The 12,244-nt window shown below is 65.4% G+C and carries 10 protein-coding genes; 3 read left to right on the top strand and 7 right to left on the bottom strand.

Features of this window, described 5'->3' with window-relative positions; all coding sequences use genetic code 11:
• Positions 1 to 18 precede the first annotated feature (18 nt).
• The 3 genes from EO156_RS06540 to fabR form a co-directional block, all read right to left on the bottom strand.
• Positions 19 to 1,242, bottom strand: a complete 1,224-nt coding sequence (locus EO156_RS06540; protein ID WP_016850750.1) for an RtcB family protein — start codon at positions 1,240 to 1,242, stop codon at positions 19 to 21.
• Between the two features lie 54 nt (positions 1,243 to 1,296).
• Positions 1,297 to 2,421: a slipin family protein gene (locus tag EO156_RS06535; protein ID WP_016850749.1), complete on the bottom strand. Its 1,125-nt coding sequence runs from the start codon at positions 2,419 to 2,421 to the stop codon at positions 1,297 to 1,299.
• 1,671 nt (positions 2,422 to 4,092) lie between these two features.
• Positions 4,093 to 4,740, bottom strand: a complete 648-nt coding sequence (gene fabR, locus EO156_RS06520) for an HTH-type transcriptional repressor FabR (protein ID WP_003486511.1) — start codon at positions 4,738 to 4,740, stop codon at positions 4,093 to 4,095.
• A gap of 92 nt (positions 4,741 to 4,832) precedes the next feature.
• Here fabR and EO156_RS06515 point away from each other — a divergent pair, with 92 nt between their 5' ends.
• The gene (locus EO156_RS06515; RefSeq protein WP_016850747.1) at positions 4,833 to 5,909 is read left to right on the top strand and encodes a ferredoxin reductase; all 1,077 of its coding nucleotides are present in this window, start codon (positions 4,833 to 4,835) and stop codon (positions 5,907 to 5,909) included.
• Between the two features lie 9 nt (positions 5,910 to 5,918).
• A complete protein-coding gene (locus tag EO156_RS06510; RefSeq protein WP_016850746.1) occupies positions 5,919 to 7,040 on the top strand; it encodes an acyl-CoA desaturase in 1,122 nt (373 codons plus the stop codon).
• Positions 7,041 to 7,105: 65 nt separating this feature from the next.
• On the opposite strand, the gene EO156_RS06505 is transcribed toward EO156_RS06510, so the two are convergent.
• Positions 7,106 to 8,668 (bottom strand): EAL domain-containing protein, encoded by a 1,563-nt coding sequence (locus EO156_RS06505; RefSeq protein ID WP_016850745.1) that lies wholly within the window; start codon positions 8,666 to 8,668, stop codon positions 7,106 to 7,108.
• Positions 8,669 to 9,050: 382 nt separating this feature from the next.
• Here EO156_RS06505 and EO156_RS06500 point away from each other — a divergent pair, with 382 nt between their 5' ends.
• Positions 9,051 to 9,227 (top strand): hypothetical protein, encoded by a 177-nt coding sequence (locus EO156_RS06500; protein ID WP_003486502.1) that lies wholly within the window; start codon positions 9,051 to 9,053, stop codon positions 9,225 to 9,227.
• 245 nt (positions 9,228 to 9,472) lie between these two features.
• Here EO156_RS06500 and EO156_RS06495 read toward each other — a convergent pair whose 3' ends face one another.
• The 3 genes from EO156_RS06495 to EO156_RS06485 all read right to left on the bottom strand — a co-directional run bounded on the left by EO156_RS06495 (position 9,473) and on the right by EO156_RS06485 (position 12,160).
• The gene (locus EO156_RS06495; protein ID WP_015471471.1) at positions 9,473 to 9,982 is read right to left on the bottom strand and encodes a lipocalin family protein; all 510 of its coding nucleotides are present in this window, start codon (positions 9,980 to 9,982) and stop codon (positions 9,473 to 9,475) included.
• A gap of 360 nt (positions 9,983 to 10,342) precedes the next feature.
• Entirely contained in the window at positions 10,343 to 11,863 is a 1,521-nt protein-coding gene (locus tag EO156_RS06490) for a YifB family Mg chelatase-like AAA ATPase (RefSeq protein WP_005933214.1), read from the bottom strand.
• Positions 11,864 to 11,878: 15 nt separating this feature from the next.
• On the bottom strand, positions 11,879 to 12,160 hold the full coding sequence (locus EO156_RS06485; RefSeq protein WP_003486493.1) for an accessory factor UbiK family protein: 282 nt from the start codon (positions 12,158 to 12,160) through the stop codon (positions 11,879 to 11,881).
• Positions 12,161 to 12,244: the final 84 nt, after the last annotated feature.

Below are 12,244 nucleotides of genomic sequence, written 5' to 3'. Positions count from 1 at the left end.
ACATTCCTTGATGGACAGCTATCCCTTGATGCACACCACTTGGCGCAAGGTGTGCAGCACCTCGACCAGATCCTGCTGCGCCGCCATCACCGCATCGATGGACTTGTACGCCGCAGGCGACTCATCGATCACTGCCGCGTCCTTGCGGCATTCCACATGTGCGGTGGCCTCCCGATGCTGTGCCAGGGTGATCTGCGCGCGTGCAGCGGTCCTGCTCATCACACTCCCTGCGCCGTGGCTGCAGCTGTGGAAACTGTCGGCATTGCCCAACCCACGTACGATGTAGCTGCGCGTGCCCATGCTACCCGGAATGATGCCCAGCTCGCCGGCACGAGCGCTCACCGCTCCCTTGCGTGTGATCAACAATTCCTCGCCACCGTGCGTTTCCTTCTGCACGTAGTTGTGGTGGCAATTGACTGCGAGCTTTTCCAGCTGGAATTTCGGCAGGCGGTGACGCATCTCGGCCAGCACGCGCGCCATCATCGCCTCGCGATTTTCGCGGGCGTAATCCTGCGCCCACGACACCGCTTCGACGTATTCGTCGAACAAGGGCTCGCCCTGCATGAAGAAGGCCAGGTCCTTGTCGGGTAGATGGAAGCCCAGCACGCGATGCGCCAGTTGCTCACGCGCGCGCTCGATGAAGTACGTGCCGATCAGGTTGCCGGTGCCGCGCGACCCGCTGTGCAGCATCACCCATACCGCATCGGTTTCGTCCAGGCAGATCTCGATGAAGTGATTGCCGCCGCCCAGCGTGCCGATCTGGCAGTCCAGCTTGTCGGTACGGATGCGCTTGTGCTGCTGCTTGATCGCATCCAGGCGCTGCACCAGCCCGGACTGCGCAATGCGGCTCTCAATGCTGTCCGGCAGCTTGCGATGCTCGCCGCCACGGCCGTTGCCCACCGGCACGCTGCGCTCGATGCTGGCACGCAACTGCGCCAGATTGTCGGGCAGGTCGGCGGCGCGCAGTGTGGTGCGCACTGCAGCCATGCCGCAGCCGATATCCACGCCGACCGCCGCCGGGATGATGGCGCCACGGGTCGGAATCACCGAGCCCACGGTTGCGCCCTTGCCCAGATGCACGTCTGGCATCACCGCGACCCACGGACCGACAAACGGTACCGCCGCGATATTGCGCAGCTGCGCATGTGCCTGTTCTTCCAGGGGCACGCCGCGTACCCAGCCCTTGATCGGGGTCGTGCTGCCTTCGGCGTGCAGAAATTCAAAGTGTTGCGATGTACTCATTGTTGTCATTCCCTTGCGGCAGTGCGTGGCAGATCCTTCCGCCACGCACTACCTTCATTGCCTGATCGTCACCAATTGCTTCAGCACGCCATCCAGGCCGCCGAACACGGTGAGCTTGTCGATCTTTTCGGTGACCTTTTCCAGCGCCTCCAGTTCCTTCAAACGCATCAGCACCGGGCTGTCCTCGATCAACTTGGCGGTGTTGAGCAACGAGCGCGTGGCATTGGCCTCTTCGCGCCGACGGATGACGTTGGCTTGCGCCTGCTTCTCCGCCTGCACGACCGCGTTGAGGATCTCGCGCATCTCGCCCGGCAGGATCACGTCCTTGACGCCGACGCCCAGCACCTCGATGCCGAAGCCGCTCACGCTGCCCCGCACATACCCGAAGATATCTGCATCCAGGCAGGCCTTGTCGCCCAACAACTCGTCCAGCGTCTTGGCCGAGACCGCGCGCCGCAAGCCGTACTGCAACTCGCGATACAGGTAATCGCCGGCCTTGGCCACGCGCGTGCGCATCGCCACCGCATCGGTGACGCGCATGCTGGCGGCCAGGTTGACCCGCAACGACACCTTGTCGCGCGTCAACAGCTCCTGCCCGGACACTTCGACCGACTGCACGCGCAGATCGATCACGTCGGTGGCGATGTTCTTCTGGAAGTTCCAGAACGCATACGCCCCCGGCCCGAACGGTGCAACCAGCTTGCCGTCGACGAACACCAGTCCCTGCGACTCGGCCGGCACGTCCATGCAGACCGCCACGCGCGACAGCGTGCCGAGCTGACGCAGCCTGCGTTGCACATCGGCGGGCACCTGCAGCCCCTCGCCCAATGGCAGGGTCTGCAGCTCGATTGCCGCCGGACCACGCCAGTACAGCGTGCGCGTGCCCGGTGGCAGCACGTCGTCGAGCTTGCCGTTGCGGATCAGCAAGCCGACCTGCGCGGTGCCGATGTCGGCCAGCACGAAGTGTTGCGGCAGGGTGCTGCCGAGCGTGTCGATCAGCATCTCCGCGTCGCGGCCCACATAGGCGCCTTGCGTGATGGCGTGGACGATGACCTCGCTGCGACCCAACGGGTCGAACAGGCGATAGACGCCGGGGACGAGCACGCGCTCGAACCGACGGTTTCGATACACCAGGCCGCGCTCGCCGTCACCGATCACGACCCGCTTGGTCCAGAACATGGCACTTCTCCTTAGGTTTGGCTCCGGTGGTCCGATCCGGGGCTACAGCCGTCCCGCCGCCCGGATCGGACTGCTGGCGGAACGTGTGCCGATGCAACGCGGCGTTGAAAGGTGGAAACGCTGGTGACGGCGGCTGTGCGGGGCGCAATGCGCTGTTGGCGCCTGCAAGTGCGTGACTGCCGCGGTGCGATGTGCTGCGTCGCGGTCGCGAACGGCGGAGCACGCGCGTTCAGGGCAAGGGCCCGGCAAGGCCGCCGCTGCTATAGGCGGTCAGGCGATGGATACCTGTTTGCCTGCGGCATGGGCGTTTCCGTAAAGGGACTTGCGTCCCGAGGAATGACCGAAAGATCATGCATGGAGCGGGATTCGAACCCGCGACTAACAGATTGCAAATCTGCTGCTCTACCAATTGAGCTATCCAGTGGTGGGTATTCCGGAATTGAACCAGGCCTACGGCTTGCGCCGCCGCTCCACCAGGAGCCGATACCCGTAACGAGAAACATGAGAAAGAGTTCGGTATACGCCACGGCATCGCCGCGCGCACCAGCTGGAATAAACTCCAGGCCGCTGAATATCTTCCGCAATGTTTCTGATTACCGTTTATTCAACGGTAATTCTTGTATGCGCATGACCACGCGCTACCCGTGCCCGGCACCAGGGCACAGCGCTTTCGCGCCTCATCGCGTGCTACGTCCGTGTTGTCGGGCAGTCCATGCCCGGGTGCCTGGAAGGTCATCCGCAAGAGTCGGTGCGAACGCATAACGAAAACGCCCCCGGATGCAGCATCCGAGGGCGTTCGCTTGCCTCGGAGATCGGGTGACCGATCTCCTTGTCAGGACATCAGTCGAAGAGGGTGATGCGCACGTCTGCTTTCTTCGTGCGCACAAACGATGCCGCGCGGTGCGCGCCGGGCAGTCGATTGAATGTGGCGGAGTTGAGCAGGAACATGAGATCGATTGGGTAAACGTGCAGGCGTGGCTGCCGAGGGCGCGAACATTACCCGTGTCTTTTTAGTGATGCAAGCACTTTATGCAATTATTTTTCGGATTATCTGTCTGGTGGTCGGATTCGGAAGTCGGAAACAGAATCAAAACCGCGTAGCGGTAGCAGGCCATACCCCTTGCGTGGGATGGTCGACGCAGGCGATGACACGATTTCGAAAACCAGGATCAAGCGAGCCAGCCCTGCGCGCGGCGAGCAATCGTCACGCAATTCAAGCGGCGTGCTGTTGGCCAGTGTGTCGCGTGACCCATGCCCAAGCTACACACTGGACGCGCTCATGCTGCGTGCTGCCTCGTGGTTTTCGTAGGCTACGGAAGCCGTCTCCTGCGATGCTTCCATCGCTTCGAGAGAATGGGGCAGTCAGATGCTTCGCCGAGGTGCCGCATGCGGAGCATTGGGCGAGGCGTCGCGCGTCGGTGCTGCGGGCCAGTTTCGCCTCGCAAAGAGGACGATGTGCCGATGGCAGACGGGATGACACCTCATCGCGCGTGCTGCGCGCCCGCATGTCGCCCAGTGACGCGAGGTCTGACATGTTGGATCAGGGTGGCTCGCAAGGCCGATGCCGTGCCCGCCACGTCGCTGAAGATCCGTCGTCTGGCACAACGCCGACCGCCTGCGATGTCCCTTTCAACCGCACGCCAACGCGCGCGCCAACGTCAGTGCAGACGATCAGCCAGCGTGCGTGCCCAGGGTGCGCGCGCCGGTGAGGATCATGCGCAGCATCTGCGAGATCTGCTCGATCAGCTCGGGGTCTTTTTCCGGCGGGGAATCCATTGCCACCGCGCCCATCGCAAACACCAACCGGGTGATCGCCTTGGACACCAGGGCAGGAGCGTGCAGCTTGGCGTTGTCGGCCGCGGCCAGGCGAATCAGGTCTACGCGCAGCTCGTCTTCGAAATAGGTGAGTTCGCGCTCCACTGCTTGCTTGAAAGCGTCCGAGCCCACCGCGCCTTCGCGCAGCAGCACGTGCAGCAGCTTGTCGTCGGCGCGCAGCTGTTCCATGAAGGCTTCGACCGAGACGCGGATGACGCTGCGGTCGGTGGAGGTGGCGCGCTGGCGCGCCTGGCCGATGATGGTGCGCAGCGAACGCCCGGCCAGGTCGATCAAGGCGACGGCGAGCTCGTCCATGTCGCGGAACTGGCGATAGAAGCTGTTCGGCGCGATACCCGCCTCGCGTGCCACCTCGCGCAGGCTCAGCGTGGACAGGCTGCGGTGCGGGCCAATCAAGGACAGCGCTGCAGCGATGAGATCTTCCCGTGAAATCGCCGGCTTGCGGGACGGCGGCGCGTCGTGGGAAGGCAGGGCGATAGAGGTCATGAGGCTGCAGCCGGGCGTGGGCCTGAATCATAGCCCCTCTGGCAATATACAAGTGTATACACGGCTGTGCATGCATGCGTATAGTGCGACCCATGAACCTGGCCTCTCCTCGCAAGTCCAAGTCCCCGCTGCCGGCACGCCTGGCGCGCCGGCTGGTGTCGCCGGAACTGTTCGATTTTTGGGCGACCCGGCTCAACCCGTTGTGGACACTCGAACAGCCGGTGGCGCGCCTGGTCCAGCGCATCCCGGCCAGTCGTGACGCGGTGACCCTGGTGTTGCAGCCCAACGGCCACTGGCGCGGCCTGCAGGCCGGCCAGCATGTGAGTCTGGGCGTGGAGATCGACGGCCGCCGCCTGTTGCGTAGCTACAGCCCCACGGTGCTGGCCGACGGCCGGCTGGCGATTACCGTCAAGGCCATCGAGGGTGGGCTGGTGAGCCGCTTCCTGGCGCGCGATGCGGCCTTGGGCACGGTGGTGTCGCTAGCCCCGGCCTTCGGTGACATGCTGTTGCCGACCACGCCTACCCCGCTCCTGCTGTTGGCCGCCGGCTCCGGCATCACGCCGATGCGTGCGTTGCTGCAGGCCGCCGCGCAAGCCGGCATGCCGATGGACGTGGACCTGCTGTATTGGGTGCGCCAGCGCGACGAAGCCTGCTTTGTCGACGAATTCGCCGCGCTGGCTGCGGCGCATCCGCGCCTGCGTGTGCAACTGCTGACCACCCGCGAAGGCGAGACGCCTGCAGAACGCGTGGACACCTATTCGTTGGACCAGATTGCCGCGCTGGACCAGCGCCATGTGATGGCCTGCGGGCCGGGCGGTTTCGTGCAGGCCGCGCGCGAACGTCTGCAGGGACGCGTGGCTGCATTTCAGGCCGAAGCCTTCAGCGTGCCGGCACTGGATGAGGCCGAGACCGGGCAGGTGCAGGTCCAACTGTCACGCAGCGGCCGTACCCTGACCCTGCCGCGCGGCCAGTCGCTGCTGGAAGGGCTGGAAGCGCAGGGCCTGCGGCCCAAACACGGCTGCCGCATGGGCATCTGCAATACCTGCGCCTGCCCGCGCCAATCCGGCACCACCCGGCATCTGTTGACCGGTGAGCGCAGCAACGAACCCACCGCACAGGTGCGCCTGTGCATCAGTGCGCCGAGCACCGACCTGATCCTGGATCTGTAAGGAATCTTCATGAGCCGAGTCCATAACCGTGCCTTGTCCGCTGCCGAACTGCAGTCTTTCGGCGACGAACTCGATGCCATCCGCGCGCGCGTGCTGAGCCAGGTGGGCGCTGCCGATGCGCGCTACATCCGCCGCATCGTGGCCGCCGTGCGCTGGACCGGCGTGGCCGGTCGTGCGTTGCTGTTCCTGGGCGCATTCGTGCACAGCGTGCTGATCCCGGCCTGGATCGCCGGCGTGCTGCTGCTGGCGTTGTCCAAGATCCTGGAGAACATGGAGCTGGGCCATAACGTCATGCACGGTCAGTACGACTGGATGGGCGACCCGCAACTCAACGGCAACACCTACGAGTGGGACATCGTTGCCACCGGCGACAACTGGCGCAAGACGCATAACTTCAAGCACCACACCTACACCAACGTGCGCGGCATGGACGATGACATCGGCTACGGCCTGCTGCGGATCTTCCCCGAGCAGCGCTGGCGCCCGTTCTACCTGCTGCAGCCGTTCATCGCGGTGGTGTTCGCGCTGCTGTTCGAATGGGGCGTGGCGATCCAGGACCTGCGTCTGGGCCGTTGGTTCGCCGGCAAGATGAAGGCGGCCGAATTGCGCGCCTCGTTCCTGCCGGTCGGCCGCAAGATGGGGCGCCAGATGCTCAAGGACTACATCGTGTTTCCGCTGCTGGCCGGCCCGTTCTTCCTGACCGTGCTGCTGGGCAACCTGGCCGCCAACGTGCTGCGCAGCATCTGGACGTTCGTGATCATCTTCTGTGGCCACTTCACCGCCGATGCAGAAGTGTTCCCGAAGGAATCCATCCGCAACGAATCGCGTGGCCACTGGTATCTGCGTCAGCTGCGTGGTTCGTCCAACCTCATCGGCGGCAAGCTGATGAACGTGCTGTCGGGTAATCTGAGCCACCAGATCGAGCATCACTTCTATCCGGACCTGCCGGCCAATCGCTATGCGCAGATCGCCGTCGAAGTGAAGCAGGTCTGTGCGCGCTACGGCCAGCACTACAACACCGGCTCGCTGCCGCGCCAGTTCGGCCAGGTGATGTGGCGGATCGTGCGCCATGCCTTTCCGAGCCGGCCCAAGCCGGTGCGGCAGAGCAGTGGTGCATTGCAGAGCGCGTAATCGGATTGCACAACGCGTGATCGACATCGAAAGGCCGCCAATGGCGGCCTTTTTTGTTGCCGATTTTACTGCGTCGCGCTGCGCGCCTGTGCGTGATAGGCGATGAAACCAGTGGCCGGCAACGCGCGCGAGAACAGCCAGCCCTGCGCCAGATCCACGCCATGGGCGCGCAGATAATCGAGCTGTTCCTGCCGCTCGACCCCTTCGGCGATGGTGCGCAGCCGTAGCGTCTTGGCCATCTCGATGATGTGCGCGGTCACGGCGCTGGTGGCCGAATGGGTGCCGATGGTGTCCACGAACGATTTGTCGATCTTCAACGCGTCCAGCGGCAAGCCCTGCAGATACTGCAGGCTCGAATAGCCGGTGCCGAAATCGTCGATGGACACCGTGTGGCCGGCACCGCGCAGATGGGTGATGGTGGCGCGTGCCGCATCGATGTCCATCAGGCTGCGTTCGGTCGCCTCCACCCACAGCTGGCCGCTGTCTACCCCGGTGCCGCGCAACGCCTGCGCCAGCACGCCCTGCACGCGGCCGCTCTTGATGTCGTCGGCGGAGACATTGATGGCCACGTGCAGCGCTGGATCGGCGGCCAGGGTGGGGCCGAGTTCGCGGAGGACTTCGGCCACCACCAGATCGGTGATCGGCAGGATCAGGCCGCTTTGTTCGGCCAGGGGGATGAAGGCGTCCGGTGGCACCAGCACGCCGTCGGGCTGCTGCCAGCGCACCAGCGCTTCGGCACCGACACAGGCACCGCTATCGAGCGCAATGATCGGTTGGTAGTGCACGATGAACTCGCCGCGCTGCACGGCGATTCCCAGCCGCGCCAGTGGCGACAGCCGCCGCCGCGAGACCCACAGCACTGCACCGACCAGCAGCAGTGCCATGGCGATGCCAACCGGCACCAACTGCCACCGCGCCGCCGCCAGTGGGCCGCGCAGATAGGCCACCGGCTCGGTGACCACCGCGGACCAATCGCCACGACGGTCGCGCCCGAACAGCACCTGCGACAGCATGAGATCGCCTGGCTCGCGCTTGGCCGTGGGGTCGATCAGCAAGTGTTCGGCGGCGGTGCCGGTACTGCTGAGAATCTGTCCGTCCGGCGTGCCGATCGCCAGTTGCAGGCCAGGCGGAATATTGATGTCGGCCAGCGTGTCGGGGTTGATCAGGACGTTGTATTCGCCCAGTTGCAGCGCCATCAGCGGACGCTGCGGATTGGCCAATGGCAGCAGCCGCGTGGTCACCGAGATGCCGCGCTTGACCACGAAATCGGCCGTGCGCTGCGGAATGGTGTTGCGCAGTTGGCCCCATGACGTACAGCTGAGACGACCTTGTTGAAAGCGCCCCAGCTCGACGATGTAGTGGCTGGTCAGCACCAAGGCGCGCATCTGCGCCAGGTGCGCGGGCGAGCACGGTGGCAACCGCGAGGCGGCCATGCTCAACAATATGCCATGCGCCTCGTCGAAGGCGGTTTCAGTGCGCCGGATCGACAGCGCAGCCAGCTGGCTCAGCCTGCCCTCTTCGCGCGCCAACGCCAGTCGCCAGGCCAGGTAGTAGGACAGGCCGATCGGCAGCGTTGCGCTCAGCAACACCAGCAGCACGGTGACACTGATGATGCGTTGGCGCTTCACCTCACCACCCGCGACGGCTGCGCTGCCGGTTCACGCATGGCCCCTGCAGAAATGCCGCCAACGCAGGCTTTGGCAGATGGAAGGTGCACGCCAACCGGAGCGCGCGCGAACGTGGCGCACGTAGCGATTGGTGACACACGGCATGGACTGATGAGGCTGCACGTCGCGAATGTACGACACACGCGTGCATTGCGCGCGTTTGCGGAGCGAAGCGGCCGTGATTTTTTTCCGATCGTCCTGCGTCGCATCCTGGCAGTCGGGGCCGCCTGCGGATTCACGCGACTGCACGCACTGCCGCGCTAGGGTCCAATCGTCTGCGCTCCCGCCCGGGAGCGACGGGACACCGGTCCCACGCAGGGCGCTTTTACTGGAGGAATCACCCATGACAACGCAGAAAGAACGCGTCGGCGGCACCGATGCGGTGCCGATCTTCAAGATGCTGGAAACAACACGCGACGGCGAGCTGACCAAGTACGTGGTCGGCGACACCGGCGTGGCGTTCGACAGCCTGGAAGGTGCACAGGCCGCTGCCAAGGATCTCGGCACGCTCGACGATTGAGGGGGACTGGAACGCTGGCCTGCGCGATGGAAGAACGGCCAAGGCCAGGGCCAGGGCCAGGGCGCCGGGTCGCCATGCCATTAGGCATGGTGATGGCGTCGGTGGGCGAGTGTCGTCTGGGTGGTCGTTGCGAGCATTAGATGCCTGTCGTGCGTTGGTCAGTGCATCGACGCCGCTACCGTTGTAGTGAGGCGCAGCGGCGCTGTGGTCGCCGGCCTGACGACGTACCAACTAGTCGGAATCCCCTACGGAAGCGGTTGCTCGGTCAGCCGCCCGGTGTGCGGGGTGTGGATCAGCGGCGCTAGGTCGAAGCCTTGTTCGCGTGCATGCGCCAGATAGGCCTGGGCGATGTTTTCGTCCAGCTGCGGCAACCGTGCAAGTAGCCATAAGTATTTGCGATCCGGGCTGCCGACCAGTGCGGCGGTGTAATCGGCATCGATGCGCATCACCCAGTAGTCGCCTTTGGTAAAAGGGATCCAGCGCAGACCCTCGGGTAGGAAGGTCACTTCCAGCCGGCTGTGCGTGTCGTCGATGGCGCGCGCCTGGCCGATCGCTTCTTCCAGCTCGCCTTCCGCGGTAAAACAGCGATTCTGGACGCGCACGCTGCCGTCGTCTTCCAGGGTGTAGTGCGCCGACACATCGGTGCAGTCCGCATCCTCGAAGCGGGTCGGCAGGCGGGCGATTTCGTACCACGTGCCTAGGTAGCGATTCAGATCCAGCGAAGGGACAGTGGCGAGTTCGGGATGGTGGCTCATACAGGCCTCAGCACAATGGAGTGGCGCCTGTTGTACGTGTCGCGCCATGAAATGCATGTTGGGATGCGGCGCGAGCGGCCGTGCAGCAAGGACGGGCGTGCGTGAGAGCATCGGCTCGGTGCGTATTGGCGTTGGCACGATGCCGCTCGTGGGCCGATGCCGCGTGACCGATCAATTGGCTGCATGCGATGAACACCGCGGCGGCGAATGATGTTGCGCACCGGCACCGGCACCGGCACCGGCACCGGCACCGGCACCGGCACCGGCATAACGTCCTGGCAAAGCGGGCGCTCTGCAGTACCAGGGTGGCACGCCCGCGCATGGCTTGCGGATCGCGGCCCGGTTGACCGGACGAGCGCGCTACGCCGCGCTGGCGGCGCCAAGCGCACGATCCAGTTTGCGGTAGCCGATCGCTTCGGTGAGATGGCGTGTGGCGATGTCTGCGCTGTCGTCGAGATCGGCGATGGTGCGCGCAACGCGCAGGATGCGATGCATCGAGCGTGCGGACAGCTGCAGGTGTTCGATGGCGCGCTCCAGCAGCACCTGATCGTCGTGTTGCAGACGGCAATGGCGGTCGGTGTCGGCCTGGTCCAGTTGCGCATTGGGCAGCGCACCACGTGCAAGCTGTCGTTGTCGCGCGGCGACCACGCGGGCACGTACGCTGGCGCTGTCTTCACCGAGGTTGCCGCTGCGCAGCGCCTGCGGAGGGAGGCGTGGCACTTCGACATGCAGATCGATGCGGTCCAGCAACGGGCCGGAGATGCGGCTGCGGTAGCGGCGGATGCTGTCGCTGCTGCAGCGGCAGCGCCCGCTGCCATCGCCTGCCCAGCCGCACGGGCAGGGATTCATGGCGGCGACCAATTGAAAGCGCGCCGGAAAATCCACGCTGCGCGCCGCGCGCGCGATCGTGACCACGCCCGACTCCAAGGGCTCGCGCAAGACTTCCAGGGTTTGCCGTTGCCATTCGGGCAATTCGTCCAGGAACAGCACGCCGTTGTGAGACAGCGAGATCTCGCCGGGGCGCGGATGCGTGCCGCCGCCGACCAGGGCCACTGCGCTGGCGGTGTGATGCGGGGCGCGGTACGGCCGTTGCCGCCAGCGGGCCAGATCCAGCCCACGGCCGCTGATCGAGGTGATTGCAGCGGTTTCCAGTGCTTCTGCTTCGCTGGCTTCGGGCAATAGACCAGGCAGGCGCGAAGCCAGCAGCGTCTTGCCGCAACCGGGGCTGCCGACCAGCAACAGATGGTGCCCACCGGCAGCGGCGATTTCCAGCGCGCGACGTGCGTGCGGTTGCCCGCGCACGTCGGCCATATCGGGCAGGGCGCGTGCGCCGAGCGCCTGCACTGCCAGCTCGGCGGCGGGCGCTTTCTGGCTGCCGTTGAGCGTGGCGCAGACGTCCAGCAGGGTGCGCGCGGTGAAGGCTTCGACGTGCCCGGCGATGGCGGCTTCGGCACCGTTGGCGAGCGGGACGATCAGCCGTCGCCCGGCCTGCGCGGCCGCCAGCGCCGCGGGCAGCACGCCGTCGACACCACGCAGCTCGCCGGTAAGCGCAAGCTCGCCGAGGAATTCGTAATCGGCCAGGGCCTGGCGGTCGATCTGCCCGCTGGCAGCCAGGATGCCGAGGGCGATCGGTAGATCGAACCGGCCGCCTTCTTTCGGTAGATCAGCCGGTGCCAGGTTGATGGTGATGCGCCGGGCGGGGAATTCGAACTGTGCGCACAGCAGGGCAGCGCGTACGCGCTCGCGCGATTCGCGCACTGCCGCTTCGGGCAGGCCCACGATCTGGGTAGAGGGAAGCCCGCCGGAGAGATGCACTTCCACCCGAACCTCAGGCGCATGCACCCCCACGCGGGCACGGCTGTGCACCAGCGCCAGACTCATGGTGGTGGCCTTCGCTCAGGTGGTGGTGGTGGGCGGTGCGGCAGGCGGCGCGCCGGGGGCGCGTGTTTCCAGTGCGGCGACGGCCTGCTCCAGTGCGTCGAGTTTTTCGCGGGTGCGTAGCAAGACCGCGCGCTGCACATCGAACTCTTCGCGGGTGACCAGGTCCAGCTTGCCCAGGCCGGCCTGCAACGCGCCCTTGAACGTGCTCTGCAGTTCTTCGCGCGATTGGCGCAGGCCCGGCGGCACCAGGTCGCTGAGGCGGCGGGCGAGGTCGTCGAGCTGGTTGAAATCGATCATGGTGTTCTCCGCAGGTCCGTAGGAAGCCTAGTGCAGGCCGGGACACGCGGGACATCGGCAAGGCAGTCGGCAGGCGGTAAGGAT

The sequence above is a fragment of the Xanthomonas sp. DAR33341 genome, from assembly GCF_003992815.1.
In the GTDB taxonomy this organism is placed as follows: Bacteria; Pseudomonadota; Gammaproteobacteria; order Xanthomonadales; family Xanthomonadaceae; genus Xanthomonas; species Xanthomonas cissicola.
The sequence above is the reverse complement of the archived record's forward strand: the minus strand, read 5'-3'. Positions and strand labels throughout refer to the sequence as shown.

Bases quoted from the DNA above. Each gene is read 5' to 3' on its own strand.
- EO156_RS06540 (WP_016850750.1), bottom strand. From the start codon at position 1,242: ATGAGTACATCGCAACACTTTGAATTTCTGCACGCCGAAGGCAGCACG.
- EO156_RS06535 (WP_016850749.1), bottom strand. From the start codon at position 2,421: ATGTTCTGGACCAAGCGGGTCGTGATCGGTGACGGCGAGCGCGGCCTG.
- fabR (WP_003486511.1), bottom strand. From the start codon at position 4,740: ATGACCTCTATCGCCCTGCCTTCCCACGACGCGCCGCCGTCCCGCAAG.
- EO156_RS06515 (WP_016850747.1), top strand. From the start codon at position 4,833: ATGAACCTGGCCTCTCCTCGCAAGTCCAAGTCCCCGCTGCCGGCACGC.
- EO156_RS06510 (WP_016850746.1), top strand. From the start codon at position 5,919: ATGAGCCGAGTCCATAACCGTGCCTTGTCCGCTGCCGAACTGCAGTCT.
- EO156_RS06500 (WP_003486502.1), top strand. From the start codon at position 9,051: ATGACAACGCAGAAAGAACGCGTCGGCGGCACCGATGCGGTGCCGATC.
- EO156_RS06495 (WP_015471471.1), bottom strand. From the start codon at position 9,982: ATGAGCCACCATCCCGAACTCGCCACTGTCCCTTCGCTGGATCTGAAT.
- EO156_RS06490 (WP_005933214.1), bottom strand. From the start codon at position 11,863: ATGAGTCTGGCGCTGGTGCACAGCCGTGCCCGCGTGGGGGTGCATGCG.
- EO156_RS06485 (WP_003486493.1), bottom strand. From the start codon at position 12,160: ATGATCGATTTCAACCAGCTCGACGACCTCGCCCGCCGCCTCAGCGAC.